The sequence below is a fragment of the Cryobacterium sp. BB307 genome, assembly GCF_012274275.1.
Taxonomy (GTDB): Bacteria; Actinomycetota; Actinomycetes; order Actinomycetales; family Microbacteriaceae; genus Terrimesophilobacter.
Genome location: NZ_JAANZA010000002.1, coordinates 593,650 through 619,331, shown reverse-complemented (window position 1 = coordinate 619,331; position 25,682 = coordinate 593,650). Strand labels below are relative to the sequence as shown.

23 protein-coding genes, 2 tRNA genes and 1 riboswitch are annotated in these 25,682 nt (G+C 66.9%); of the genes, 21 read left to right on the top strand and 4 right to left on the bottom strand.

Annotated elements, in window-relative coordinates:
• Window positions 1-68: 68 nt before the first annotated feature.
• The 4 genes from HGK58_RS10295 to dnaG all read left to right on the top strand — a co-directional run bounded on the left by HGK58_RS10295 (window position 69) and on the right by dnaG (window position 5,803).
• Window positions 69-1,301, top strand: a complete 1,233-nt coding sequence (locus HGK58_RS10295; RefSeq protein ID WP_168627482.1) for an amidohydrolase — start codon at window positions 69-71, stop codon at window positions 1,299-1,301.
• 106 nt (window positions 1,302-1,407) lie between these two features.
• A complete protein-coding gene (gene dusB / locus HGK58_RS10290; RefSeq protein ID WP_168627481.1) occupies window positions 1,408-2,625 on the top strand; it encodes a tRNA dihydrouridine synthase DusB in 1,218 nt (405 codons plus the stop codon).
• Window positions 2,618-3,871 (top strand): deoxyguanosinetriphosphate triphosphohydrolase, encoded by a 1,254-nt coding sequence (locus tag HGK58_RS10285; protein WP_168627480.1) that lies wholly within the window; start codon window positions 2,618-2,620, stop codon window positions 3,869-3,871. The genes dusB and HGK58_RS10285 overlap by 8 nt, the downstream gene beginning before the upstream one ends.
• Window positions 3,872-3,922: 51 nt before the next feature.
• Window positions 3,923-5,803 carry a DNA primase gene (gene dnaG, locus HGK58_RS10280; RefSeq protein ID WP_168627479.1) on the top strand — a complete coding sequence of 627 codons (1,881 nt, stop codon included), beginning with the start codon at window positions 3,923-3,925 and terminating at the stop codon, window positions 5,801-5,803.
• A gap of 89 nt (window positions 5,804-5,892) precedes the next feature.
• Here dnaG and HGK58_RS10275 read toward each other — a convergent pair whose 3' ends face one another.
• A complete protein-coding gene (locus tag HGK58_RS10275; protein WP_168627478.1) occupies window positions 5,893-7,383 on the bottom strand; it encodes an HNH endonuclease signature motif containing protein in 1,491 nt (496 codons plus the stop codon).
• Between the two features lie 260 nt (window positions 7,384-7,643).
• Between HGK58_RS10275 and HGK58_RS10270 the strand changes: the two genes are divergently transcribed.
• The 13 genes from HGK58_RS10270 to HGK58_RS10210 all read left to right on the top strand — a co-directional run bounded on the left by HGK58_RS10270 (window position 7,644) and on the right by HGK58_RS10210 (window position 20,677).
• Window positions 7,644-9,275, top strand: a complete 1,632-nt coding sequence (locus HGK58_RS10270; RefSeq protein WP_168627477.1) for an ABC transporter substrate-binding protein — start codon at window positions 7,644-7,646, stop codon at window positions 9,273-9,275.
• A 108-nt stretch (window positions 9,276-9,383) separates the two neighbouring features.
• Window positions 9,384-10,472, top strand: coding sequence for an ABC transporter permease (locus HGK58_RS10265; RefSeq protein WP_168627476.1), 1,089 nt, complete (start codon window positions 9,384-9,386; stop codon window positions 10,470-10,472).
• A gap of 1 nt (window position 10,473) precedes the next feature.
• Window positions 10,474-11,478: an ABC transporter permease gene (locus HGK58_RS10260; protein WP_168627475.1), complete on the top strand. Its 1,005-nt coding sequence runs from the start codon at window positions 10,474-10,476 to the stop codon at window positions 11,476-11,478.
• Window positions 11,475-13,157, top strand: coding sequence for an ABC transporter ATP-binding protein (locus tag HGK58_RS10255; RefSeq protein ID WP_168627474.1), 1,683 nt, complete (start codon window positions 11,475-11,477; stop codon window positions 13,155-13,157). The genes HGK58_RS10260 and HGK58_RS10255 overlap by 4 nt, the downstream gene beginning before the upstream one ends.
• Window positions 13,157-13,960, top strand: a complete 804-nt coding sequence (locus HGK58_RS10250) for an ATP-binding cassette domain-containing protein (RefSeq protein WP_210422820.1) — start codon at window positions 13,157-13,159, stop codon at window positions 13,958-13,960. Before HGK58_RS10255 ends, HGK58_RS10250 begins: the two co-directional genes overlap by 1 nt.
• Window positions 13,961-14,049: 89 nt before the next feature.
• Window positions 14,050-14,958, top strand: coding sequence for a D-isomer specific 2-hydroxyacid dehydrogenase family protein (locus HGK58_RS10245; RefSeq protein WP_349236208.1), 909 nt, complete (start codon window positions 14,050-14,052; stop codon window positions 14,956-14,958).
• Between the two features lie 164 nt (window positions 14,959-15,122).
• A tRNA-Asn gene (locus tag HGK58_RS10240) sits at window positions 15,123-15,195 on the top strand.
• Window positions 15,196-15,284: 89 nt separating this feature from the next.
• Window positions 15,285-15,370: riboswitch (glycine riboswitch) on the top strand.
• A gap of 145 nt (window positions 15,371-15,515) precedes the next feature.
• Window positions 15,516-16,856: a serine hydroxymethyltransferase gene (glyA, locus tag HGK58_RS10235; protein ID WP_168627472.1), complete on the top strand. Its 1,341-nt coding sequence runs from the start codon at window positions 15,516-15,518 to the stop codon at window positions 16,854-16,856.
• Window positions 16,853-18,238 carry an L-serine ammonia-lyase gene (locus HGK58_RS10230; protein ID WP_168627471.1) on the top strand — a complete coding sequence of 462 codons (1,386 nt, stop codon included), beginning with the start codon at window positions 16,853-16,855 and terminating at the stop codon, window positions 18,236-18,238. Before glyA ends, HGK58_RS10230 begins: the two co-directional genes overlap by 4 nt.
• Before the next feature lie 97 nt (window positions 18,239-18,335).
• The gene (locus HGK58_RS10225; protein ID WP_168627470.1) at window positions 18,336-19,247 is read left to right on the top strand and encodes a histidine kinase; all 912 of its coding nucleotides are present in this window, start codon (window positions 18,336-18,338) and stop codon (window positions 19,245-19,247) included.
• Window positions 19,244-19,663, top strand: a complete 420-nt coding sequence (locus HGK58_RS10220) for a response regulator transcription factor (protein ID WP_168627469.1) — start codon at window positions 19,244-19,246, stop codon at window positions 19,661-19,663. Before HGK58_RS10225 ends, HGK58_RS10220 begins: the two co-directional genes overlap by 4 nt.
• Before the next feature lie 4 nt (window positions 19,664-19,667).
• Window positions 19,668-20,369 (top strand): AzlC family ABC transporter permease, encoded by a 702-nt coding sequence (locus HGK58_RS10215; protein ID WP_168627468.1) that lies wholly within the window; start codon window positions 19,668-19,670, stop codon window positions 20,367-20,369.
• Window positions 20,366-20,677: an AzlD domain-containing protein gene (locus tag HGK58_RS10210; protein ID WP_168627467.1), complete on the top strand. Its 312-nt coding sequence runs from the start codon at window positions 20,366-20,368 to the stop codon at window positions 20,675-20,677. The genes HGK58_RS10215 and HGK58_RS10210 overlap by 4 nt, the downstream gene beginning before the upstream one ends.
• Here HGK58_RS10210 and def read toward each other — a convergent pair.
• Window positions 20,674-21,237: a peptide deformylase gene (gene def, locus HGK58_RS10205; protein ID WP_168627466.1), complete on the bottom strand. Its 564-nt coding sequence runs from the start codon at window positions 21,235-21,237 to the stop codon at window positions 20,674-20,676. The two genes, HGK58_RS10210 and def, sit on opposite strands and share 4 nt — an antisense overlap.
• Before the next feature lie 55 nt (window positions 21,238-21,292).
• Here def and HGK58_RS10200 point away from each other — a divergent pair, with 55 nt between their 5' ends.
• The 3 genes from HGK58_RS10200 to HGK58_RS10190 all read left to right on the top strand — a co-directional run bounded on the left by HGK58_RS10200 (window position 21,293) and on the right by HGK58_RS10190 (window position 23,539).
• On the top strand, window positions 21,293-22,195 hold the full coding sequence (locus HGK58_RS10200; protein WP_168627753.1) for a DMT family transporter: 903 nt from the start codon (window positions 21,293-21,295) through the stop codon (window positions 22,193-22,195).
• Between the two features lie 37 nt (window positions 22,196-22,232).
• Entirely contained in the window at window positions 22,233-23,453 is a 1,221-nt protein-coding gene (locus HGK58_RS10195) for a glycosyltransferase (protein ID WP_210422817.1), read from the top strand.
• Window positions 23,454-23,465: 12 nt separating this feature from the next.
• Window positions 23,466-23,539, top strand: a tRNA-Ile gene (locus tag HGK58_RS10190).
• A 145-nt stretch (window positions 23,540-23,684) separates the two neighbouring features.
• Here HGK58_RS10190 and HGK58_RS10185 read toward each other — a convergent pair.
• Window positions 23,685-23,972, bottom strand: a complete 288-nt coding sequence (locus HGK58_RS10185) for a hypothetical protein (protein WP_168627465.1) — start codon at window positions 23,970-23,972, stop codon at window positions 23,685-23,687.
• A 204-nt stretch (window positions 23,973-24,176) separates the two neighbouring features.
• Between HGK58_RS10185 and HGK58_RS10180 the strand changes: the two genes are divergently transcribed.
• Complete coding sequence (locus tag HGK58_RS10180) at window positions 24,177-24,947, top strand: glucose 1-dehydrogenase (RefSeq protein ID WP_168627464.1); 771 nt, start codon at window positions 24,177-24,179, stop codon at window positions 24,945-24,947.
• A gap of 55 nt (window positions 24,948-25,002) precedes the next feature.
• On the opposite strand, the gene HGK58_RS10175 is transcribed toward HGK58_RS10180, so the two are convergent.
• Window positions 25,003-25,659, bottom strand: a complete 657-nt coding sequence (locus HGK58_RS10175; protein WP_168627463.1) for a class I SAM-dependent methyltransferase — start codon at window positions 25,657-25,659, stop codon at window positions 25,003-25,005.
• Window positions 25,660-25,682 lie beyond the last annotated feature (23 nt).

Sequence of the window (25,682 nt, the reverse complement as noted above, 5' to 3'; positions counted from 1 at the left end):
AGCGATCACGTGCATTTGCCGCGCCCGAATTATGCTGTCGGCAGGGCGGCGCCGAGAGGGGAATCCACGTGCGTGTTCTCGAGGATGTGCTGGCCGGGCTCGAGAACGAGCTCGAGTGGGTGCGGCGCCTCTACACCGATCTCCACCGCCGGCCAGAGCTGAGCCTCGAGGAGCACACGACCTCGAAGCTTGTGCACGAGCACCTCGCGTCGTTCGGCTTCGATGTCATCCGCATCGGCGGCACCGGCGTCGTGGGCGTGCTTGCCAATGGTGAGGGACCGGTGGTGCTCGCGCGGGCCGACATGGACGCGCTGCCGGTCAGCGAGGCAACCGGGCTGCCGTACAGCTCGGAGGTCAACGGGGTCATGCACGCGTGCGGTCATGACCTGCACGTTGCCGCGCTGCTGGGGGCGGCCAAACTGCTCTCCTCCGCCCGCGGATCGTGGGCGGGCACCTACATCGCGTTGTTCCAGCCGGGCGAGGAGATCGGCGCCGGCGCGAAGGCGATGGTCGAAGACGGGCTCGTCGCCAAGCTGCCGAAACCGGATGTCGCACTCGCCCAGCACGTCATGCCGCTGCCGGCCGGAATCGTCGCCACCGCCGCCGGTCCTGTGCTGTCCGCAGGCGACTCGATCAAGATCACCGTCCACGGCGCGGGTGCCCACGGCTCGATGCCGCACCTGTCGGTCGACCCTGTGGTGCTCGCGGCATCCATCGTGCTGAAGCTGCAGACGATCGTCTCGCGAGAGACCCGACCGGGCGAGTTCGCGGTGGTCACGGTCGGCGCGCTGAACGCCGGAACCAAGTCGAACATCATCCCGGAGCAGGCCACCCTGCTGCTGAACGTGCGCACCTACGACACCACGTTGCGCGACCGCATTCTCGCTTCGATCGAGCGGATCGTCGCGGGCGAATGCGCGGCATCCGGTGCGCCCCGGCCGGCGGACATCGAGCCCTACGACAAGTTCCCGCTCACGAGCAACGATGCCGCAGTGACCGAGCGCGTCACCGCGGTCTTCACCGCCCACTTCGGCGCCGACACGGTGCAGCGTGCCGCTCCGCAGACCGCGTCTGAAGATTTCAGCCGGATCCCGGATGCGTTCGGCGTCCCGTACACGTTCTGGTTCGTCGGCGGGGTCGATCCCGCCGCGTACCAGCGCGCGGTCGACACGGGCACGGTGTCGCAGGACGTCCCGGCCAATCACTCACCGCGCTTCGCCCCCGTGATCGATCCGACACTGACGATCGGAGTGCAAGCGCAGGTTGTTGCGGCGCTCGCCTACCTCGCCGCGAAGGAGTAGCGATGTCCAGTTCGGCCCCGTCAGCCAGAGTTCAAACCGGATGGAAGTAGTGGCCGGGTGAAGCCGGGAAGAAGGCGCGCGCCGCACTTTCTGGGAGAATTGTCGGATGACTGTCCTCGACACCACCGCAACGAGCACCACGGGTGCGGGTTCGACGGTGCCGAACGCTGCCGTCCATGGGCTGAAGATCGGCCCGATCGAGCTGGACGCACCGGTCGTGCTGGCGCCGATGGCCGGCATCACCAACACCGCGTTCCGCCGCCTGTGCAGGGAGTACGGAGCCGGACTGTACGTGAGCGAGATGATCACCAGCCGCGCCCTTGTCGAACGCACCCCGGCCACCATGCGGTTGATCTCGCACCACGAGTCCGAGACGCCCCGCAGCATCCAGCTTTACGGCGTCGACCCGAAGACGGTGTCAGAGGCGGTGACCATGCTCGTCGCCGAGGACCGCGCCGACCACATCGACCTGAACTTCGGATGCCCGGTGCCTAAGGTGACCCGCAAGGGCGGGGGAGCGGCGCTGCCGTGGAAGCTCAGCCTGTTCCGCGAGATCGTCGAGGGTGCAGTCAAGGCGGGTGGCTCCGTTCCCGTCACGGTGAAGATGCGCAAGGGCATCGACGCCGACCACCTGACCTACCTGGAGGCGGCCAAGGCTGCGCGCGACGCCGGTGTCGCGAGCATCGCCCTGCACGCCCGCACCGCATCCGATTTCTACAGCGGCAACGCCGACTGGTCGGCCATCGCGACCCTCAAGGAGACGGTGACCGACGTGCCTATCCTCGGCAACGGTGACATCTGGTCCGGCGCCGACGCGGTCCGGATGGTCGAGCGGACCGGATGCGACGGAGTGGTCGTCGGCCGCGGATGCCTGGGCCGGCCGTGGCTGTTCGGTGACCTGGTCTCGGCGTTCAGGGCCCGTGACGGTCACGCGGATGCCGAACCGTACGCCCAGCCGACCCTCGGGCAGGTTGCCGCCGCCATCCGGCGTCACACCGAGCTGCTCGTCGAGTTCTTCGATGATGAGGATCGCGCGTGCCGTGACATCCGCAAGCACGTCGCCTGGTACTTCAAGGGCTACCCGGTAGGCGGCGAGCTCCGCTCCGCACTGGCGACGGTGGAGAGCCTGCAGCAGCTCGATGACCTGCTCGGAACCCTCGACTGGTCGCTGCCCTACCCGGGCGAGGCGGTTGAGGGTCCCCGCGGCCGAGCCGGTTCGCCCAAGCGCCCTGCCCTGCCGGATGGCTGGCTCGTGAGCCAGGAGCTGGACGCCGCTCACCGCGGCCAGCTCACGGAAGGCGAAGCGGACACGACCGGTGGCTGAGGCGTACACCGCGTTCGACCGGGAGCGCGCCGTCCCCGAGGAGCACTCCAACCCACGTAGCGATTTCGCACGCGACCGTGCCCGCGTGCTGCACTCGAGTGCCCTGCGCCGCCTGGCGGCCAAGACGCAGGTGCTCAGCCCGACTGCGGGCGTCGATTTCGCGCGCAACCGGCTCACCCATTCGCTCGAGGTCGCCCAGGTGGGGCGCGAGCTCGCAACGAGCCTCGGCCTGGACCCGGATGTCGTCGACACGGCCTGCTTGTCGCACGATCTCGGGCATCCGCCGTTCGGGCACAATGGCGAGCGGGCGCTGAACGCGTGGAGCCTGGACATCGGTGGCTTCGAGGGCAATGCCCAGACGCTGCGGCTGCTCACCCGGATCGAGCCGAAGGTGTTCGGGCCCGACGGCCAGCCCTTCGGGCTGAACCTGACGCGCGCGAGCCTCGATGCGAGCTGCAAGTATCCGTGGCCTGCGAGCTCCGCGGTCGGCGACCCCAGCGGTCGCGCCAAGTTCGGCTTCTATGAGGACGACGAACCCGCCTTCAGGTGGCTGCGAGCCGGGGCACCCGATCGCCGCCTGTGCATCGAAGCTGAGGTCATGGACCTCTCCGACGACATCGCCTACTCGGTGCACGACTTCGAGGACGCGGTCGTCGGCGGCTACATCGACGTGCGTGCGCTCGACTCCCGCGTTGACCACGACGAGCTCGTCGACTCGATGTTCGAATGGATCGGCGGCGAGTTCGAGAAGAGCGAGCTGATCGCCGCCTTCGACAGGCTCGACTCCCTCAACGTCTGGCTCGCCGAATGGGACGGCAGCCGCCGCGCCCAGGCGGGCCTGAAGAACCTCACCAGCCAGCTCATCGGCCGCTTCGCGGCCGCCGCGACCAAGGCGACGATGGCCGAGCATGGCGACGGGAAGCTCATCCGGTTCGGTGCCACCATCGTCGTGCCGCGCGAGATCCGCGCCGAGATCGCGGTGCTGAAGGGCATCGTCGCCGCGTTCGTGATGTCCAAGAACACTCGGCAGCCGATCTACGCACGCCAGCGGGAGATGCTGCACGAGCTCGCCGACGCGATCCTCGCCATCGGCCCGGATGCGATGGACTCCGGATTCGCGGCGGACTGGGCGGACGCCGCGACAGATGCACAACGCAAGCGCTCCGTCGTCGACCAGGTCGCCAGCCTCACCGACCAGTCCGCACTGGCATGGCACGAGCGACTGGTGACCTCACGCACCCGCTGACCCGTGAGCGTGCGGCCGGCCAGGTCCCACCCGCGGCCTAGAATCATCGCCATGGCCCTCATCCGACGCTCCGACATCGACGAGGTGCGCGCTCGGATCAACATTGTCGACATCGTCGGCGACTACGTGACGCTGAAGGGCGCCGGGGTCGGGTCGTTCAAGGGGCTCTGCCCGTTCCACGACGAGCGCAGCCCAAGCTTCCATGTGCGCCCGGCCGCAGGCTTCTACCACTGCTTCGGTTGTGGTGAGGGCGGTGACGTCTTCACCTTCCTGCAGAAGATGGATCACGTCACGTTCACGGATGCGGTCGAGCGCATGGCTGCGCGGATCGGCTACGAGCTGCACTACGAGGACGGCGGCAAGGGCCGCGGCGACCAAGGTGCCCGCTCCCGACTGCTCGGGGCGAACCAGGCTGCTGCCGAGTTCTTCGTCACCCAGCTGGCCACCCCGGGAGCGGATGCCGGCCGCCGTTTCCTCGGCGAACGCGGCTTCGACCCGGCTGCGGCCGCCCATTTCGGGGTCGGGTTCGCGCCGAAGAGCTACGACGCGCTGAGTAAGCACCTGAAGTCGCTTGGCTACACCGAGGAGGAACTGCTCGGTGCCGGACTCGTCGGTAAGGGCGACCGTGGCCTGTACGACCGGTTCCGCGGCCGCCTGGTGTGGCCCATCCGGGACACGACAGGGCAGACTTTGGGCTTCGGCGCCCGCAGGCTGTTCGACGACGATCAGGGTCCGAAATACCTGAACACACCGGAGACCGCTGTCTACCACAAGTCGCAGGTGCTCTACGGACTTGATCTCGCCAAGCGCGACATCGCGCGCGGCAAGAAGGTGGTCGTGGTCGAGGGTTACACCGACGTGATGGCCTGCCATCTGGCCGGAGTCACGACCGCGGTCGCCACCTGTGGGACCGCGTTCGGCGGCGACCACATCACGGTGCTGCGCCGTGTGCTCGGCGATGTCGCGAACTCCGACACCACGGCGACCGGAGAGGTCATCTTCACCTTCGACCCCGACGAGGCGGGTCAGAAGGCCGCGAGCCGAGCCTTCGCCGAGGAGCAGCGGTTCGCCGCGCAGACCTTCGTCGCCGTCGCGGCGGAGGGACTCGACCCGTGCGACCTCCGCTTGCAGCGCGGCGATGGCGCTGTGCGTGCCCTCGTCGAGAGCCGCAAGCCCATGTTCGAGTTCATGATCCGCCGCCGGCTCGCCGACCACGACCTCGACACTGTCGAGGGTCGCGTGGCGGCGCTGCGGGCCTCAGCGCCGGTGGTCGCAGGCATCCGGGATCGTGCGCTGCACGCCGGCTACATCCGCAACCTTGCGGGCTGGCTCGGCATTGACCCGAGTGACGTCGCCAAGGCAGTTGACGCCGCGGACAAGGGAGCGCCAGCGGGGCAACCGAGGCGTCCGCAGGGCGATCCTCAGGAGCAGCCCAGCCAGAGCGCCGAGAGACCGCGTGCGTCGATCACCGACCTCCCGTCCGACCCTGCGACCCGGTTGGAGAGGGATGCCCTGATGGCGATCCTGCAGCAACCGGCCGAGGTGGGCCGTGAGTATGCGACCCGGGCCAGTCAGGTGAGGATGGCCAACGCATCCCTCGCTGTCGTGCGTGACGCGATCGCGGCCACCCTCGACGACTTCGAGTCGCCCCAGTGGCTGCAACGGGTCATCTCGGAGGTGCCGGAGCCGTTCGCGGATCTGGTGAAGCAGCTCAGTGTCGCCCCGATCCCGGAGCAGGATGGGCGCGAACTCACTGTCTACTGCAAAGGGATCACAAGCTCTCTCATCGCCCGCGACCTGCTATCGCGGAAGGCAGACCTGCTCGGCAGGCTGCAGCGAACGGATGCGACGGCCGAGCCAGAGCGTTTCCGTGAGCTCCAGACCGAGCTCGTGCGGGTAGAGCAGGAGCGGCGGACGTTCGGCCCGGACTAGCCCCCGGGGGTCGAGCTTGTCGAGATCCGCGCATTCCGGTGGTCTAGCTTGTCGAAACCCGTCGCCGGGCAGAGTTCTCCCCGAGTGCTTCAGGTGGCGTGATGTCGCGCGGCCGCGGTGAGGGCGTCGTTCAGCGCCGGGGATTTGGATGGCATCGGCCTGGGTGTCTGGCTGGGGTCGATGTCGCGGGGTGGGATGAGCCAGAACCGGGCTAGCGGGTCGTGGTCGCGGGTTTCGATCTCCCAGCCCTCGTCGTGCAGCAGCAGGTGGTGGTGGCGGCAGAGCAGGATGCCGTTGTCGATGTCGGTTGTCCCGCCGTCGCGTTCCCACCAGCGGATGTGGTGGGCCTCGGTCCATTCCGGGGGTCGGTCGCAGTCGGGCCAGGCGCAGCCGCCGTCGCGGGCGGCCAGCAGCCGGCGTTGGGCCCGGTTGAAGAAGCGCTGCTCGCGGCCGAGGTTGACGGGGAGGGGGCGGTCGTCGAAGACGATCAGCTCGATGCCGTTCAGGCAGGCGTTGCGCTCCACGGTGGCGATCGACACCGGGTAGTCCTGGCCCTCGATCCAGCCCCGACCGGTCCGGTCGGTCAAGTCTGTGGCGGCCACCAGCACCCGCACCGCTGGCCGGTTCACCCCGACCACACCCTGCGGGTCGGTGTCGAGGGCCAGTTGGATCAGCTCCAGCATCCCGTCCGAGGCCAGCTGCTCGGTGGTGCGGGTGTCGGCCATAATCTGCTCCGCCCGGGCCTGCTCCGGACCGGTGGTGAAGCGGGGTCCGCCCCGGCGTGGTGAGGTGAGCTTGTCGTAGACGTCATCGATCAGCGCGGCGCCCTCCGGGTCGAGGTCCCAGGTGTACCGGGTCATCCCGTCATCCCGCTTCCACCTGCGGAACGACCGCAAGGCCCGGCGCTGCCGCTCCCGCTCCACGATCCCGGCGGCATCCAGGTCATCCCGGGCGGCCCGGGCGAGGCGCAACAGCTGCTCGGCATCGAGCGCGCCACCGGGCGTGGTGCCGGCCGCACGCTCGGATGCGGTGGCAACAAGTCGGGTCGCTGCACCCGTCAAGTCTTCGGTCGTGACGCCGGGTCCGGGTCGGCCGAGTCCCGTGCGGATCGCCTCCGCACCGGCCACCGCCAGCAACCCGGCAGCAACGGCCTTCCCGACGGCTGCGAGCCACGGCTCGGTCATCATCGCCGCGAGCCCCGCCGGGTCGTCGATGCCGGCGCTCTCGGCGTTCTGCAGCAGGTCGGCGTCATTCATCATGGTGCCGACCCGCACGAGCGTGGTCGCCTCCCGCGCCGTCGACCCGGTCACCCCGCGGATCAGCGCTTCCGGGGTGCGGAACCCCTCCTTCCGGGCCAGCCCACCGAAACCCGCCTCCACCGATGAGCGGCGCACCACCTCACCGGCCAGCACCGACGCGCAAGCATCAAGACTGCGCTTCGCCTCCGCCAACGATGCCTGCGCCTTGAGAAGCTGCTTGTCACCCAGCGCCCGGGCACCGGGCGCGTCGGCGCCGATCCGGGCGGCCGCGGCCAGCAGAACCTCGAGCGAGGTGCTGAACGTAGCTGCGGAACTGGTCATGCATCAATTGTCCCAGCCTCGAACACAGCTACACAAGCATATTTGAGAATCTGTTAGAAACTACTTCCCGGGCCACCTGTGGAGGAGCAGTCAGACCCAGGTTCCGCGCCCTCCCGTTGCAGATAAGTAACGTCTCCCGCTCCCTGAGAGTTACGTGAGCGATCGGCTCAGGCTGCTGTGTTAAGACTGACGGTGCAGCGAGGGGCCTCAACTGCGTTCAGTGGCGGCCCGTTCTCACAACAGAAAAGGGGTAGACGGACATGACATCCGCATCATCGTCGCGCAAACGCGCACTGGCCGTGCTTGGCGGTACCGCCGCCGCGGTCTTGGTCCTCAGCGGTTGCGCCGGTGGCAATACCGGCGGTGACGACAACGGCTCCGACGCGATCATCGTAGGAACGACCGACAAGGTGACGACACTCGACCCGGCCGGCTCGTACGACAACGGTTCGTTCTTCCTGATGAACAACGTCTTCCCGTTCCTCATGAACTCGGTTCCGGGAAGCGCAGAACTCGAGCCGGACATCGCCGAATCGGCTGAGTTCACGGCGCCGACGGAGTTCACGGTCAAACTGAAGGAGGGCCTCGAGTTCGCCAACGGCAACCCGCTCACCTCATCCGATGTGAAGTTCAGCTTCGACCGCCAGGTCGCGATCGCCGACCCCAATGGGCCGAGCGCGCTGCTCGCCAACCTCGAGAGCACAGAGGCGCCGGATGACACGACGGTCGTGTTCAACCTGCTGGCGGAGAACGACCAGATCTGGCTCCAGATCCTCTCCAGCCCCGCTGGCGTGATCGTCGACGAGGACAGCTTCTCGCCAACCGAGGTCACCCCTGATGATGAGATCGTCGACGCCAACGCATTCGCGGGCCCGTACACGATCACCCGGTACGGCTTCAACGACCTGGTGCAGTTCCAGGCCTACGACGGCTACCAGGGCCTGCTCGGAACCCCGAAGACGCAGACGATCAACCTGCGCTACTTCGCCGACCAGTCCAACATGAAGTTGGCCGTTCAGGAGGGTGACATCGACGTTGCGACCCGCAGCCTCTCGGCCACCGACGTCGAGGACCTGTCGAACAACGACAACGTGACAGTCCACACCGGACCGGGTGGAGAGACCCGGTACATAGTGTTCAATTTCAACACGATGCCGTTCGGCGCCTCGACTCCCGAAGCTGACCCCGCGAAGGCTCTCGCAGTGCGTCAGGCGATGGCAAACGTGATCGACCGCGCCGAGATCTCCGACCAGGTCTACAAGGGCACCTACGTGCCGCTGTACTCCTACGTTCCGGATGGCCTGCCCGGCGCCACCCAGCCGTTGAAGGACCTCTACGGTGACGGCAACGGCGGCCCGGACGTCGACAAGGCAACAGCCCTTCTCGAAGAAGCCGGCGTCACCACGCCGCTCGCGATCAACCTGCAGTACAACCCGGACCACTACGGTGCGAGCTCGGGTGACGAGTACGCGCTCGTGAAGTCGCAGCTCGAGGAATCCGGCCTCTTCACGGTCAACCTGCAGTCGACCGAGTGGGTGCAGTACAACGAAGACCGAGTCGCTGACGTGTACCCGATCTTCCAACTGGGTTGGTTCCCGGACTACCCGGACGCCGACAACTACCTGTCGCCGTTCTTCCGCACAGAGAACTTCCTCGTGAACCACTTCAGCGACCCTGCGGTGGATCAGTTGATCGCCCAGCAAGCGGTCGAGCTTGACGAGGACACCCGCCTGCAGATGCTGGGTGAGGCCCAGGAGATGGTTGCGGCCCAACTGTCCACCCTTCCGCTCCTGCAGGGCGCTCAGGTGGCTGTCGCCGGTACCGACATCGACGGTGTCAGCGACACGCTCGACGGTTCGTTCAAGTTCCGCTTCACCACACTGAGCAGGTAGTCGGACCGACGGTCTGGGGCTAAAATCGTCCCAGCCGTCTAGGGGGTGACTCGCACCACGCGCGGGTCACCCCCTTCCATGCACGTTCGGCTCATCAGTTAGGCGGTCATGACAACCACTGAGATTTCCCCGTCGGCGCCACTGGATGGCACGACGACCGAAAGGGTGAAGGGCGGAGGCAACCTCGGCCGCTACATCCTGGTCAGGCTGCTGCTCATCATCCCAACGGTGTTCATCCTCGTGACGATGGTGTTCATCCTGATGAGGCTCATCGGCGACCCGATCACCGCCTCCCTCGGCGGCCGGCTCAGCCCGGACCAGCTGGAGGAGCGCAAGGAAGCCGCCGGATACAACCGGCCGATCTGGGTTCAGTACGTCGAGTACATCGGCCAGGTCTTCACCGGCAATTTCGGCACCACCATCAGCGACAACCGTCCGGTGAGCGAAGTGCTCCTCACCTACGGCGGCGCGACGGCCGAACTGGTCTTCTATTCGCTCATCGTCGCTTTTGTTGTCGGAATCCCCCTTGGGCTGCTGGCCGCCTATCTGCGCGACCGGTGGCAGGATGCCTCGCTTCGCGTGTTCGCGATCCTCTGTTACGCAACGCCGGTGTTCTTCTCCGGGCTGCTTCTCAAATTGGTCTTCTCCGTCTGGCTCGGCTGGCTTCCGGTGTCTGGGCGCGCATCGACCAGAACGGAACTCGACCTCCTGCTGCTCGATAACCCGACCGGCATCTATCTGATCGACGCGTTCCGCACCGGGGACATGGATAACGTCTGGGACGTGCTCGCCCACGCTGTCCTACCCGCCATCGCCCTCGGCCTGCTCACCGCCGGGGTCTTCCTCCGGCTCGTGCGCACCAACGTCATCGGAACGCTCGGGCGTGAGTACATCGACTCAGCCCGGTCACGCGGCGTCGGCGAGCTGCGTCTCGTCAGGAAGCACGCCTACAAGCCAGCGCTCATCCCGATCATCACTGTGATCGGCCTGCAGATCGCCCTGCTGCTCGGAGGAGCTGTCCTCACCGAGACCACGTTCGAGTGGAAGGGCCTCGGCTTCATCCTGGTCGAGTACCTGTCGTCGCGTGACTTCGTCGCAGTGCAGGGGATCGTCGCCCTGCTCGCGGTGATCGTCGCCGTCAGCAACTTCATCGTCGACATCATCGCCGCGCTCATCGACCCGAGGGTGAGGTACTGACATGGCTGCGACACCCGTCGTAGTGAACCCCAAGGGCAGCCTGTGGTCGCGGCTGCCGCTCGTCAAGCAGCTGGCGCAAAGCGTCGGACTGCAGCGCGGGATGCTTGTCGCCGGCCTCGTGCTGGTGGCGCTCTTCCTGCTGACTGCCGCCCTTGCACCGCTGCTCGCGCCCTACGGTTTCGCGCAGCTGCGGGACGAGTCCGGCCGCTTCGGTTCCCAGCAGCCGCCGAGCGCTGAGCACCTGTTCGGGACCACCGTCAGCGGCTACGACGTCCTCTCGCGCACGATTTGGGGTGCCCAGACTGCGGTGCTGGTGATCGTCGTGGCCGTCACCATGTCACTCATCATCGGGGTGCTGCTCGGTGTTTTCTCCGGCTACTTCGGCGGCACGCTCGACCGCATCCTCGTCGTCGTCTGCGATGCGATCTACGCGTTCCCGTCCCTGTTGCTCGCGATCGTCATGTCGATCGTGATCTCGGGTGGTCAGTCGAGCCTGCTCGGCGGGATCATGTCGGCGGCGATCTCGATCACCGTCGTGTTCATCCCGCAGTACTTCCGTGTTGTGCGCGCTGAGACCGTACGCATCAAGGCGGAGGCGTTCGTCGAGTCGGCGAAGGTCATCGGCGCGAGCAACATGCGCATCATGTTCCGGCACGTGCTGCGCAACGCGACCAGGACTCTTCCGCTGATCCTGACGCTCAACGCCTCTGAGGCGATCCTGACACTCGCGGGCCTCGGCTTCGTGGGCTTCGGCATCGAGCCGACGAGCGCCGCAGAGTGGGGGTACGACCTCAACAGGTCGATCGCGGACGTCTCATCCGGGATCTGGTGGACCGCGCTCTACCCGGGTCTCGCGATAGTGCTGGTGGTGCTCGGCATCACCCTCGTCGGGGAGAGTCTGAACGACCTCGCCGACCCGCGGCTGCGCACTCGTCACCGGGCCATAGCCTCGCCCGCTGCCGCGGCGACGGCGAATGAGGTCGACGAACTGGAGAAACCCGAATGAGCAGGCTTGCCAAGGGCGAGCAGGCCGCTCGCATCGAGGACCTCGAGGTCACCTTCGCCACCGACAGCGGCGACGTCCGAGCGGTCGACGGGGTGAGTCTCCACGTCGCGGCGGGTGAGGTGCTCGCGGTGGTCGGGGAGAGCGGATCCGGCAAGACCGTCACCGCGAAGACCATCCTCGGCCTGCTGCCGGAGACCGCAACGACATCCGGAGCCGTGTTCATCGGGCAAGAGAACATCGTGCAGGTGTCCGGCGAGCGGCTGCGCCAGCTGCGCGGCACCAGCGTTGCGATGGTCTTCCAGGAGCCGTCAACCGCACTCAATCCGGTGTTCACGGTCGGCTGGCAGATCGCGGAGGGTCTTCGCGCACACGGCAACTACAGCAACGGCGAGCTGCGTGAGAAGTCGATCGACATCCTGCGGAAGGTCGGCATCCCGGATCCTGAGCACCGAGTGGACCACTATCCGCACCAGTTCTCTGGAGGCCAGAAACAGCGCATCGTCATCGCTATGGCGCTCGTGCTCGACCCAGAGCTCATCGTCGCCGACGAACCGACGACGGCGCTCGATGTCACAGTGCAGGCGGAGATTCTCGACCTGTTGCGACGCCTCCGCGACGAGTTCAACGCGGGCATCCTGCTCATCACCCACAACATGGGCGTCGTCGCCGACCTGGCCGACCGCGTTGCCGTGATGTACCAGGGTGAAGTCGTCGAACAAGCCACGGCCACGGAGCTGTTCGCCAATCCGCAGAACGACTACACCAAGCGCCTGCTCGCCGCGGTGCCATACATCGGTGCAGGCAGGGAGGCGGCCCGCGCACGGGCGGTGGAGCGGGACAAGGTCAACGCCGAGCCGGTCGTCGTGGCGCGAGGCCTCGAAATCGTCTACCCGGGGCGCTTCGGCCGCGGCGGGTTCCGCGCCGTCGCGGGGGTCGACTTCGAGATCGGCCCGCGCGAAGTGCTCGGCCTGGTCGGCGAGAGCGGCTCCGGAAAGACGACGATCGGAAGGGCGATCGGTGGCTTGACCAGGGTCACCGGCGGTTCGCTGATGGTCCTTGGCACCGAGTTCAACGGGGCCAAGGAGAGCGACATCCGACCGCTTCGCAAGGACATCGGTTTCGTCTTCCAGGACCCGGCAACCAGCTTCAACCCGCTGCTCACGATCGCGGAGGCCATCGCGGAACCGCTTGTCGTGCACTCAGAGGCGGCGAATCCGGATGACGCACGGGCGAGGGTCAACCAGCTGCTCGAGGCAGTGCAGCTGCCGATCGGCTTCGGAGACCGCTTCCCGCACGAGCTGAGCGGCGGCCAGCGCCAGCGCGCCAGCCTCGCCCGAGCGCTCGCGCTGCGGCCGAAGCTCCTGATCGCCGATGAGCCTACGAGTGCGCTCGACGTGTCGGTGCAGGCGCGTGTGCTCGAACTGTTCGCCGAACTGCAGCACGAGTTCGGGTTCGCGGCCCTGTTCATCAGCCACGATCTCGCCGTGGTGGATATGCTCGCCGACCGCATCGCCGTGCTCTACAAGGGGGAATTGGTCGAAGAGGGAACCGGCGAGCAGGTGCTCGGCGCGCCCCAGCATCCGTACACCAAGCGGTTGCTCGCTTCCCTCCCCGTCCCCGACCCGATCGAGCAGGGGAAACGCCGCGAAGAACTGCGTCTCCTGCGGGAGGCGCCCTGATGCCGGTCATCGACGCCAACGATCTGTCAGTTCACTACCGGTCGCGTGACGTGCGCTCGCGCACCCTGGCTCTCAACGGCGTGACCTTCCAGGTGCAGGTCGGCGACTTCCTCGGAGTGGTCGGTGAGGCGGGCTCCGGCAAGTCGACGCTGGCGGCAACGGTCGCGCTGCGCGCAGGCAGGGGAGACCCGGAGATCGGCTACCCGGAGATCTTCGGCGGCTCGCTCAGCGTGCTCGGGGCGAAGGCGCGCAACATCAACCGCTTCCGGCGGGCACGCACGCAGTTCCACATCGGCTACCTGGCGCAGGACGGCGCCGAGCGGCTGGATGCCCGGCTGACCTGCGCAGAGAATGTCGCGGAGCCGATCTACTCCCGCGACCGAAAGTTCAGCTCCCGCGAGGCCGGCACGGCCGTCGCGACGCTCATCGACTCGATGCGGCTGCCGCTGTCTGTCATGCACAAGTACCCGCACGAGCTGTCCAGTGGTCAGCGTCAGCGCATCGCGCTCGCCCGTGCCCTCGTGCTCGAGCCGGCGCTGCTGGTTGCGGACGAACCGACCCGCGGTGTGGACGTCACGGTCCGCGAAGAGGTGCTCGATGTCATCCGCGACTTGCGGACTCAGCGCGAATTCTCCGCGCTGATCGTCAGCAGCGACCTCAAGGTCGCGGCCGGCCTGACCGATCGCGTGCTGGTGCTGCAGCGAAGCATGGTCATCGGTGACGGCACGGTCGAGGAGGTGCTGCGTGACCCGCGGCATCCGTACCTGATGGACCTGGCGCGCATCGCGCGCTCGGCCCAATGATGGGGGAGCGAGAAGCGCAGCACCGGTCGGTGGGCGCGGTTGAGCTGCACCTGGGCGACGAAGCGCGGCCAGAGCCCGGGCCGATCGCGGTGCTGCCCGAGGCCGAGGAGTTCTTCGTTCGGGCGGTTGAATCGGCCGGCGGCACCGTTGCCCCGCTGTCGGATGCGACGCGTGGTGTCGTCTGGCTCTCCAACGAGCGTGCGGCCGAGTTCGCGCCGATCCTGGCGTCGCACCCTGGGATCAACTGGGTGCAACTGCCGTTCGCCGGAGTGGACGCGTTCCATGAGGCGCTGGCGGTCCGCCACGCAGAGCGAGATATCGTCTGGACGAGCGCGAAGGGCGCGTACGCGCAGCCGGTAGCCGAGCACGCGCTTGCGCTCACCCTGGCGGCCCTGCGTGGCCTGCCTGAGCGTGCCCGCGCGACCGAGTGGGGCGGCAAGTACGGGCGGTCGCTGTACGGGCTGAACGTGGTCATCGTCGGAGCCGGTGGCACCGCACTGGAGCTCGTACGGCTGCTGGAGCCGTTCGACGTGCGCGTGACGATCGTGCGGCGCCGCGCGGAGCCGGTGGCCGGGGTGGCGGCCACGGTGACCAGCAAAGGTCTCACGGAGGCGCTCCACGACGCCGACGTGCTGGTCCTCGCTGCCGCGCTGTCCGCCGAGACGGAGCGCCTGATCGGTGCGCGCGAACTCGCGAAGATGAAGCCCGAGGCGGTGCTGGTTAACATCGCCCGCGGCCGGATGGTCGACACGGATGCCCTCATCTCGGCGCTGCGGGACGGCCGCTTGGCGGGTGCAGGCGTGGACGTGACGGACCCGGAGCCGCTGCCTACCGGGCATCCGCTCTGGTCGGCGCCGAATGTGATCATCACACCGCACAGCGCCGACACGCCTGAGATGGTGGATCCGCTGCTCGCCGAGCGGGTCGCCGTGAACGTGCGCGCGTTACTCGGACACGGCCCGTTCGTCGGAGCGGTCGACCCGGCATCCGGCTACTGAACCCGCGCCACATCGTAAGACTGCGCAAACCGGCAGTCTCACGCGCCAAAACGCAGGTCTGTGCAGTCTCGCGCGATTGGTGATGAGGTTTGCGCCGACCCGGTGGCGGGCGTGGCAAAGGTGCCCCGAAGTATTTGCTAGAGTGGCTAGTCGAAACGCCATAGTCCTCGATAGCTCAATTGGCAGAGCAGCCGGCTGTTAACCGGCAGGTTGATGGTTCGAGTCCATCTCGGGGAGCGATACACCCCCGCCCTCGTGGCGGGGGTGTTTTAGTCTCAATAGTTGCTCGGTTGCGCCTAGGATGGCTGTCAGTAACTGAAAATGCTTTACGCGCGGCGGGAGAGCCTCCCTGGAGGCGCCGTAGGAGCAACCTCCCCGGGAATCTCTCAGGCCCACGTACCGTCACGCACAGGCAACTCTGGAGAAAGCGGCCAGCCGCTTACCGAAGGTGAATGACGCACGACGAAGTGCCCATGCGTTGAAACTCTCAGGTGCGAGGACAGAGCGGGGACCATGTCGACCACGGCGGTCGACAGTGACGAAACGGGTGTCCTCCCATGACCATCGCACCAGAATCCGCTACCGCTTCCACCGAGTACAGTCCGGAGCTTCTCAGTCGAACGCTTGACGACTTCGATCCTGAAGTGGCCGCTCTCATCGGCAAGGAGCTCGAGCGCCAGCGCACCGGCCTCGAGATGATCGCCTCCGAGAACCACGCACCGCTGGCCGTCATGCAGGCGCAGGGCTCGGTTCTCACCAACAAGTACGCGGAGGGTTACCCCGGACGTCGTTACTACGGCGGATGCGAGTACGTCGACCAGATCGAGCAGCTCGCCATCGACCGGGTCAAGGAACTGTTCGGCGCTTCTTTCGCCAACGTGCAGCCACACTCTGGGGCCACCGCGAACGCCGCCGTGATGCACGCGCTGCTGTCGCCCGGCGACACCATCCTGGGACTATCGCTGGCCGACGGCGGGCACCTGACACACGGCATGAAGCTGAACTTCTCCGGCAAGCTCTACAACGTCGCATCGTACGGGGTCTCAGAGGACGACTACCGTGTGAATCTCGACGACGTCGCACGGGCAGCGCGAGAGCACAAGCCGAAGCTCATCATCGCCGGCTGGTCGGCGTACCCCCGGCAGCTGGACTTCGCCGGCTTCCGCCGCATTGCCGACGAGGTCGGCGCGTTGCTCATGGTCGACATGGCCCACTTCGCCGGTCTGGTCGCGGCTGGCCTGCATCCGTCACCGATCGAGCACGCCCACGTCGTGACCAGCACGACCCACAAGACTCTGGGCGGACCCCGTGGCGGCATCATCCTCACGAACGACGCCGACATCGCCAAGAAGATCAACTCGGCTGTATTCCCCGGCCAGCAGGGCGGGCCGCTCGAGCACGTGATCGCGGCCAAGGCGACAGCGTTCAAGATGGCCCTCGCCCCAGACTTCCGCGCCCGCCAGGAGCTGACCCTGACCGGCGCGAAGCTGCTCGCCGAGCGGCTGAACGCCGATGACGTCCGGTCCGCGGGCATCACCGTGCTCACTGGCGGGACGGATGTTCACCTGGTGCTGGTCGACCTGCGCGACGCGGCGATCGACGGTCGCCAAGCCGAAGATCGCCTCGCGGCGGTCGACATCACGGTCAACCGCAATGCGATCCCGTTCGATCCGCGACCCCCGATGGTGACCTCGGGTCTGCGCATCGGAACGCCGGCGCTGGCCGCGCGAGGGGTCACGCCGGAGGACTTCCGCGAGGTTGCCGACATCATCGCACTGACCCTCACAGCGGGCGAAGACGCCGACCTCACACCGCTGCGGGAGCGCGCACAGGCGATCGCAGCCAAGTACCCGCTCTACCCGGCACTGCCCTCCGGCGCCCAGGCGGACACGCCATGACAATCAGCGTCTTTGACCTCTTCAAGGTCGGCATCGGGCCCTCCAGCTCGCACACCGTCGGCCCGATGCGCGCGGCAGAGCGCTTCGTGCGCGAAGTCGCCGAGCGCATGCCACTGGAGCGGATCACAGAGATCGGCGTCGACCTGTACGGTTCGCTCGCCGCGACCGGGGCCGGTCACGGCACCCTCAACGCGGTGCTGCTGGGGCTCGAGGGCAGGCGTCCCGACACCATCGAGGTGGCCGAGATGGAACAGCGGCTCGCCGAGATGCGTGAGAATCCGACCGTCCGCCTCGGCGGCGTGAAGGAGCTGCCGTTCGGTGAGCGCGACATCGTGCTGCACCTGCAGGAGTCGCTCGACTTCCACCCGAACGGGATGCGACTGACGGCGTTCGCCGGCGACCTCGGCCGGCAGCACAGCGAGACCTTCTACTCGGTCGGCGGCGGTTTCATCGTCAACGAGGACGAGGCACAGCGGGCGGTACCAGCGTCGTCCACCCACTGGCCGCTGCCGTTCTCCTCCGGGGCAGAGCTGCTGGAGCTTGCACGCGAGCATGGGTCGTTCAGCGCGGTGATGCTGAAGAACGAAGCCGCCCTCCGCACCGAAGACGACGTTCGTGCGGGCTTGCTGCACATCCGGAACGTCATGGTGGAATGCCAGGAGCGGGGGATGCGACGTGACGGCACCCTGCCAGGCGGCCTCGGCGTGCCCAGGCGCGCACACGACTGGCACCAGCAGCTGGAGCGCGACGATCCCCACCGGAAGCCGGAGTTCGCGCAGGACTGGGTGAACCTGGTCGCCCTCGCGGTCAACGAGGAGAACGCTTCGGGCGGGCGCGTGGTGACAGCCCCCACCAACGGGGCCGCCGGAATCATCCCCGCCGTGCTGCATTACGCGATGCACTACACGGATGCCGGTGCTCGCGACCGCGACGACGCGGCCGTCCGATTCCTGCTCACAGCGGGGGCGATCGGCTCGCTGTACAAGGAGCGAGCCTCCATCTCCGGTGCAGAGGTCGGCTGCCAGGGGGAGGTCGGGTCGGCAGCATCGATGGCCGCAGGCGCCCTCGCCGAGGTTCTCGGCGGCACGCCCGCTCAGGTGGAGAACGCCGCGGAGATCGCAATGGAGCACAGCCTCGGTCTCACCTGCGACCCGATCGGTGGGCTTGTGCAGATCCCGTGCATCGAGCGCAACGCCATCTCGGCCGGCAAGGCGATCAACGCCGCGCGCATGGCATTGCGCGGTGATGGCACCCATCGGGTGACTCTCGACGAGGTCATCGAGACGATGCGCGTCACCGGTCGGGACATGATGTCGATCTACAAGGAGACCTCCCGCGGCGGGCTGGCCGTGCACGTCTCGGTGAACAACATCGAGTGCTGAACGCGTAGCCGATGAGATCTCGTCGTGGGTTCACGATAATCTCGACTCGCGCGCCGCATTCGCGCGGTCGAATCAGGATGCGTGACGAAAGGCAATCATGGGCGAGTGGCTCGGGGGTGAGTTCAGCGCCCCGGTAGTGGTGATGATCGCCGCCGCGGTGGTCGCGGCAGTGGTCGTCGTCGTGCTGCTGGTCCTCTGGCTGCGCGCTGCCCGCCGTGGCCGTGCTGAGCACCGCCGTCGCGTGCAGGTCGAGCGCGAAGCACTCGACCTGGAGCTCTCGCTGCGCGAGCAGCTGGGGCGCCTGCGCATCGTGCGCGAGCTTGGGGATGTTGCGGTGCACTCGACCTCGGTGATCGTCAGCCAGGCGGATGGCGCGCGCTTCGCCGCGCAGAACGACCCCGCTGTCGCCGCGCGGACGGCCGGCAACATCGCGGATGCCGCCCGGTCCACGCTCGCCGACCTCCGCCGCGTCATGAATGTCGTGCGCGAGGGCGAGGCGAGCGTCGCGCCGCAGCCGCGACTGAAGACCGCCCGTGACCTGTTCGGGGTCATGCGGGACGCAGGCCTCGGCATCACCTTCGACGAGGACGGAACGCCGTTCCAAGTTCAGCAGGCGGCCGAGCTCGCGATCTACCGCATCCTGCAGGAGGCCCTGTCCAACGCGCTGAAGTATGGAGGACCCGGCACCGAGGTCAAGGTCTCGTTCAGCTGGCGGGGCGAGGGCCTGCAGGTGCTGGTCGACGACGACGGCGCCCGCAACCAGGCACGCTTGGCGGGCCAGGACAGCGCCGAGTCGCCGTCCAAGGGCTACACGGAGCGCGACGACCTTGCCGCCTTGACTGCGGACGTGATGGGACCGGGCATCACCGAGATGAAGGAACGCGCGACCCTCTTCGGTGGCGTGTTCAGCGCCTACCGTGTGCCGGGCGTCGGATTCTCGATTGCCGTCGTCTTCCCATCCCTGAAGCACCACAACGGTGTCCACAGCGTCGATCTGGGGCGTTCGTGATCCGCGTCGCGATCGCCGACGACCAGAAGCTGCAGCGCGAGGGGTACCGGCTGGTGCTGGGGTCGCAGGCGGACATCGAGGTCGTCGGGGAAGCGGGCGACGGTGCGACGCTGCTGGCGCTGGTGCGCCGGAAGCAGACGGATGTCGTGCTCATGGACATCCAGATGCCGCGCGTCGACGGGTTGACGGCAGCGCAGCGAGTGGTGGGCGACGCACGCGTGATCGAGCGAAACGGTGTTGCCCCGCGCATCCTGCTGATGACCGCCGTGGAACTCGACGACCACCTCGCCGCGGCGGCCGAGGCCGGCGTCTTCGCGGTGCTGTACAAGGACATTGCGCCGGAGGCGCTGCTCGAGGCTGTTCGTTCGGCGGCCGAGGCGGCGGACTTTGGAATCGCACAGCGTGTCGAAGACTGAGTCAGTGGCGAGGCCCAAGGAAGAGACGGTCGCGATCCAAGACGGGATCGCGGTCGGGCTGTCCGCGGCCGCCTACGGGGTCTCATACGGCGCCCTCGCGGTGGCGGCCGGTCTCGACGTCTGGCAGACCTGCGTGATGAGCCTGCTGATGTTCACCGGCGGGTCGCAGTTCGCCCTCATCGGCGTGCTTGCGACCGGGGGAGCGGCGGCCGGGCCGACCGCGATCGCGAGCGCCGCCATCCTGGGCGTGCGCAACGGCATCTACGGCATCCGGATGGCGCCGATCATCGGAGGCAGGTGGTGGCTGCGCGCCCTCGCCGCCCACGTCACGATCGACGAGACGACCGCGGTGTCGACCGGTCAGCCGACGCTGCGCAGCCAGCGCATCGGATTCTGGACCACCGCGGTGACCGTCTACCTCGGCTGGAACCTCACCAGCCTTATCGGCGCGCTGATCGGCGACCTGCTGGGCGATCCGCGCCAGTGGGGACTGGATGCCGCCGCAGCGGCAGCGTTCCTCGGTCTGCTCTGGCCACGGCTGCGGCAGCGCCAGACGATCGCCGTGGCATCCGCCGCCGCGGTCGTCGCGCTCGTGCTCACCCCGGTGGTCCTGCCCGGCCTCCCGGTGTTGATCGCCGGACTCGTCGCGGTGGTCGTCGGCGCCTTCAACTGGTTCGACAGCGCGCCGAAGAAGGGAGCAGCATGACGCTCTGGCAGATCGTGATCATCGCGTCGCTGCTGTGCCTCGCGCTGAAGCTCTCCGGCTACCTGGTTCCGAAGTCCGCTCTCGAAAAGCCCGCGACTTCGCGCATCGCCAACCTGCTGACCATCGCACTGCTGGCGGCCCTCGTCTCGGTGCAGACCTTCGGCCACGGCGAGGGGCTGCAGGTCGACGCCCGATTGCCGGCCCTGGTCGTCGCTGCGGTGCTGTTCTCGCTGCGGGTGCCGTTCGTGCTCGTTGTGATCGCGGCCGCCGCGGTGGCGGCGCTCATCCGGCTGTCTGGTTGGGGTTAGTCCTCGAGGTGATCGACGCCCGGCAGCCAGCTCCTACCGGGGACGCCCCAGCCGTTGCGCCGCACAATCTTGGCGACGTCACGCTGGTCCTCAGAGTCGAGCCGGTCGACGTAGAGGATGCCGTTCAGGTGGTCGAACTCGTGCTGCAGGATGCGGGCGAGCCAGCCCTCGGCCTCGAGCTCGAACGGCTTGCCGTCGACATCCTGAGCGCGCAGGATCGCGCGGTCGGCCCTATGCAGCGCGAACCGTTCACCCGGGATGGAGAGGCAGCCCTCAGACTCGTTTTCCTCATCCGCTTCCCCGACGGCGACGGGCGAGATCCACAGCTCGGGGTTCGCGGCGGTTCCGCTGACATGCCGGGTGCCGTCATCCCACTCGAACACGAACAGTCGCAGCGGGATGCCTACCTGGGGTGCGGCGAGGCCGACCCCTGGCGCCTTGTGCATGGTTTCGACCATGTCCGCGACGAGCGTGCGAAGTTCATCGTCGAAAGTCTCGACCGGATCGGCGACCCGGTGCAGCACGGGGTCGCCGGTGATACGTATGGGAAGTGCTGGCATTGGTCAAGAATATCGGTCGTATTGCCGCTAAAGTCGTTGCGTGCCGCCAGACCTGATGGACATTACGGACCAGTTCCAGTCCCTCACCCCCAACCAATGGCTCGGCATCCCGGTGGCGCTTGTCGGGGCGGTCTTCCTTGCGCTGGGCGCCCAGTTTCAGCACCGCGGGGTGGGGAAGGTCGAGGCCAAGCATGGCGGCCAGACCGGCGGGATGGGGTTCTCCTCGCTGTTCGCGCTGCTCTCGCGACCCTCGTGGGTCATCGGCACTGTGCTGCTCGGTCTCGCGATAGTCCTGCAGCTCACGAGCCTGTACCTCTCGCCGATCATCGTCGTGCAGCCCCTCGGCGCGATCGCGCTGGTGATCACCGCCGTGCTGAACTCCAGCCTGTCCGGGGTGAAGCTGGACCGGATCTCGATCCGGGCGATTCTGTTGTGCGTCGCAGGCGTCGCCCTGTTCGTCGGCATCGCCGCGCTGTTCGCGGAGTCGAAGCCGGTGAGCGACGGGCAGCTCGCCGTGATCCTCGCGCTGCTGGGCGTCGTGACCATGGGGTTCTCGCTCGCGTTCGCGTTCCTGCGCAACCGGTTCAAGGCGATCGGCTACATCATCGCGTCGGGTGTGCTCTACGGTTTCGTGGCCACGCTCGCCAAGGTGGTCATCGACCGTGGGAAGACCGGCGATTTCGAATGGCTGACCATCACCTGCATCGTCGCCTTGATCGCCGCTGCGGCGCTTGGTGCGTACTTCGTGCAGAACGCCTACGCATCCGGTCCGCCCGACCTCGTGATCGCAGGTCTGACCGTGATCGACCCGATCGTCGCGGTGGCAATCGGTGTGGTCGTGCTGCAAGAGGCAGCCTCGGCTCCGCTGTGGGCTGTCGTGGCGTTCCTCGCGGCCGGCGGCCTCGCGGTTTATGGTGTCTTCCAGTTGGCGAAGCACCATCCGCAGGCTCAGCGGTAGTCTTGACTGAGCATCCTGAGAAGGAATTCAACACACTTTGACTGATACTTCAGACCGCCGACCGCTGCGTGTGCTCATCGGCGCCGACACTTTCCCCCCGAATGTGAACGGTGCCGCGACCTTCACGTCGAAGCTCGCGGCCGGGCTCACCGCGCGTGGACACGACGTGCACGTCGAGGCTCCTGCCTTCAGCCGCAAGCACGGCCGCTTCATCGAGGAGCATGACGGTGCCAAGATCACGGTGCACCGCGTGTACTCGTGGCGCTGGTACCCGCACGACTGGCTCCGCTTCGTGCTGCCGTGGCGCAGCCAGGCGCACGCCGCGCGCATTCTCGATGAGGTGAAACCGGATGTCGTGCACATCCAGTCGCACATTGTCGTCGGCCGCGGGCTGGCCAGGCAGGCGCACAAACGCGGCATCCGGGTCGTTGCGACGAACCACTTCATGCCGGAGAACCTGATGGAGCACACGCTGCTCCCGAAATTCTTGAACCGTAAGGCCGCGCAGATCGCGTGGTCCGATGCTGCGAAGACGTACGAGCTCGTTGAGTCGATCACCACGCCGACACGCAAGGCTGCGGAATTCCTCGAGGGTGCGATCGACGTCGACGGTGTGCACGCGGTGTCCTGCGGAATCCGGGCCGAGGACTACACGGCTGAGATTCGCCAGCGTCAGGAGAAGCGCATCGTGTTCGTCGGTCGGGTGACCGGCGAGAAGCACATCGATGTGCTGCTGCGCGCCGTCGCGAAGCTCGACCCTGCCCTGGACGTCAAGCTCGACATCGTCGGCGGCGGCGACCTGCTCAACCAGCTCAAGGTGTTGTCGCAGCGTCTCGGGATCGCGGAGCGGACCACATTCACCGGGTATGTCTCGGATGAGGAGCTGCGCGCCGCCCTGACGCGCGCGACGGTCTTCGCGATCCCGTCGATCGCCGAGCTGCAGTCGATCGCGACAATGGAGGCGATGGCATCCGGACTTCCGGTCGTCGCCGCGAACGCGATGGCGCTGCCGCACCTCGTGCACGACGGCGAGAACGGCTACCTGTTCGAGCCGGGGAACCCGGACGACCTGGCCGAGAAGCTCACCCGGGTGCTCACGTCATCGCCGGACGAGTACCGTCGGATGCAGGAGTCGAGTCTCAAGCTCATCAAGCCGCACGACATCGAGCGCACGCTGAACGTATTCGAGAGGTTGTATCGTGGGGAATCGGTGACCGACCCGGTCACCGAAGTGGCGCTCGACGAGTCGGCGAACTGAGTCGGCGCCCACGGGGCGGTAGCTCAGCTGGTTAGAGCAGCGGACTCATAATCCGTCGGTCACGGGTTCAAGTCCCGTCCGCCCTACAGACGAAACCCCCAGATGGTGAATGCCTGGCCGGGGGTTTGCTGCTGTCTCGGGTTTCTGACCCCTACCTGACCCTTAGCTGTCAGTGAAAGAAGAACCCCCCACCTTGCCTAACAGCGGGTGGGGGCGTTTTTTTGTTGCGGGCTAGAGGATACGGAGCAACAGAGCGAACGCGAAGGGGAATATCCCGAGGCTCATGGCCCACACGGACATGCCGCGCCCGACTCCGCCGATCCGCTTCGATGTCGCGCCGCCGAGCGCACCGAACACGATCGCCAGGATTGCGAGAATCAGCGTCACGAGGGCAAGTCTCGCCGTGACGATCCCGAAAATGCCGAGGGTGAGTCCGAGAATGCCGAGGGCGAGTCCGGCGGCGGCGAACCCGTTGGCCGCCGTGCTCGTGGGGGTGGTGCGCTGTAGCTGGTCGGTCATGACCCCAGATTGCCAGAGCCTCGCGAGCCGCGTGGAACTACTCGATACGCGTGTGACCGGCGGGCATGTCGCTACGAAATATGCATCTGCATGGAATGCGGACGCGCCGAAATTTGTTGCCACCTATGACAACGCAACGTACAGCGTGGCGTATCGTGCGCGGGCACGCTCAATAGCCCTCGTCAACAAAGTGAAGGAGACACCATGCTCGACCAGAAGATCGCCATCGTTACCGGAGCAGGCTCAGGACTGGGTGAAGCCACTGCCCGCCTCTTCGCGAAAAACGGTGCAACTGTCGTTCTCGCGGACATGGATGTCGAGGCAGCCGAGCGTGTGTTGAGCGACATTGAGAATGAGGGGGGACGCGGCCTCGTCGTGAAGACCGACGTGTCGAAGGTCGACGACGCGAAAAACCTGGTCGATCGCACAGTCAACGAGTTCGGCCGGCTCGATATCGCCGTGAACAACGCCGGCATCGGCGGTGCCACCGCACCGGCCGGGGAGTACCCCATCGATGGGTGGGACACGATAATGGGCATCAACCTCTCCGGTGTCTTTTACGGGATGCGCCATCAGATCCCCGCTATGCTCGCCACCGGTGGCGGTGCCATCGTAAACATGTCCTCGGTGGCTGGTATGGCTGGCCTCCCCAATGGAGCGGGCTACTCTGCCGCCAAGCATGGCGTCATCGGCCTCACGAAAACCGCCGCGATCGACCACGCCGAGCAAGGAATCCGTGTGAACGCCGTCGGACCAGGCTTCATCAACACCCCACTGCTGGGCAAGCGCTCCGTGCTGGACACCAGCAGCTCAGACACGTCCGCGGAAACACAGGCCCTTGCCGCTATGCATCCGATGAATCGTCTGGGCGAGGCCAACGAGGTCGCCGAGCTTGTGCTCTTCCTCGCCTCCGATCGCGCCTCGTTCATCACTGGCGGCTACTACAACGTCGATGGCGGCTACCTAGCTCGGTGAGGGTTTGGGCCTGTCTCGCGCGAGGCAGGCCCTGTCACCGGTTCAACCGTCCGCCCTACGAAGCACTTCTCCCACCGGACGTTGTCGGCGCGGGGTGCACTGCTTCGCCGATAACCAACGGGTGACCGAGGTGGGGCATGCCTCGCCAGTTGGCTCGCTCGATCGTCACGATCTCCAATTGCGACGAGATCGTCGCGAGTGTCTCGCGGTTGCACCGGCACCCGTCAGCGATCCCGGCCCACGTGTCTGCGAATCGGTCCTGCCAGCGCGCCAGGCGTGGACTGTCGGAGCGAACGTGCTCGCAGAACAGGAGACGGCCGCCTGGGCGAAGCACTCTCCGCACTTCCGCGAGCGCACGCTCGGAGTCGAGCACCGTGCACAACACCAGGGTCGAGACGACTGTGTCGAAGGATCCGTCCTCGAATGGGAGCTCTTCAGCTGGTGCGGCCACTATCTGCGCCGAGCGGCCGAGCTTCGACCGGCGCGTCTCGAGACGTTGTGCCATCGGCTCGGATGGTTCCGCTAGGACCAACTCGTCGATCGCGGGATAGTGGCTCAGGTTGAGACCGGTGCCCGCCCCGATTTCGAGCACCCGCCCGTTGGCGGTGCTGAGAAGACGGCGGCGCCTGGATTGCATCCCAAGCCGCTCCCCGAGCCACAGGAATGGGTCGTAGATTCTCGCAGTCAAACGGCTGCCGACGACCTCGATCATGTTGTCCTCCGGTCCAGTGGTGA

Coding starts and splice junctions, on each gene's coding strand:
- HGK58_RS10265 (WP_168627476.1), top strand. CDS start 9,384: ATGACAACCACTGAGATTTCCCCGTCGGCGCCACTGGATGGCACGACG.
- HGK58_RS10255 (WP_168627474.1), top strand. CDS start 11,475: ATGAGCAGGCTTGCCAAGGGCGAGCAGGCCGCTCGCATCGAGGACCTC.
- HGK58_RS10275 (WP_168627478.1), bottom strand. CDS start 7,383: ATGACCAGTTCCGCAGCTACGTTCAGCACCTCGCTCGAGGTTCTGCTG.
- HGK58_RS10175 (WP_168627463.1), bottom strand. CDS start 25,659: ATGATCGAGGTCGTCGGCAGCCGTTTGACTGCGAGAATCTACGACCCA.
- HGK58_RS10230 (WP_168627471.1), top strand. CDS start 16,853: ATGACAATCAGCGTCTTTGACCTCTTCAAGGTCGGCATCGGGCCCTCC.
- HGK58_RS10250 (WP_210422820.1), top strand. CDS start 13,157: ATGCCGGTCATCGACGCCAACGATCTGTCAGTTCACTACCGGTCGCGT.
- HGK58_RS10210 (WP_168627467.1), top strand. CDS start 20,366: ATGACGCTCTGGCAGATCGTGATCATCGCGTCGCTGCTGTGCCTCGCG.
- def (WP_168627466.1), bottom strand. CDS start 21,237: ATGCCAGCACTTCCCATACGTATCACCGGCGACCCCGTGCTGCACCGG.
- HGK58_RS10270 (WP_168627477.1), top strand. CDS start 7,644: ATGACATCCGCATCATCGTCGCGCAAACGCGCACTGGCCGTGCTTGGC.
- HGK58_RS10260 (WP_168627475.1), top strand. CDS start 10,474: ATGGCTGCGACACCCGTCGTAGTGAACCCCAAGGGCAGCCTGTGGTCG.
- HGK58_RS10185 (WP_168627465.1), bottom strand. CDS start 23,972: ATGACCGACCAGCTACAGCGCACCACCCCCACGAGCACGGCGGCCAAC.
- HGK58_RS10180 (WP_168627464.1), top strand. CDS start 24,177: ATGCTCGACCAGAAGATCGCCATCGTTACCGGAGCAGGCTCAGGACTG.
- glyA (WP_168627472.1), top strand. CDS start 15,516: ATGACCATCGCACCAGAATCCGCTACCGCTTCCACCGAGTACAGTCCG.
- dusB (WP_168627481.1), top strand. CDS start 1,408: ATGACTGTCCTCGACACCACCGCAACGAGCACCACGGGTGCGGGTTCG.
- dnaG (WP_168627479.1), top strand. CDS start 3,923: ATGGCCCTCATCCGACGCTCCGACATCGACGAGGTGCGCGCTCGGATC.
- HGK58_RS10225 (WP_168627470.1), top strand. CDS start 18,336: ATGGGCGAGTGGCTCGGGGGTGAGTTCAGCGCCCCGGTAGTGGTGATG.
- HGK58_RS10200 (WP_168627753.1), top strand. CDS start 21,293: ATGGACATTACGGACCAGTTCCAGTCCCTCACCCCCAACCAATGGCTC.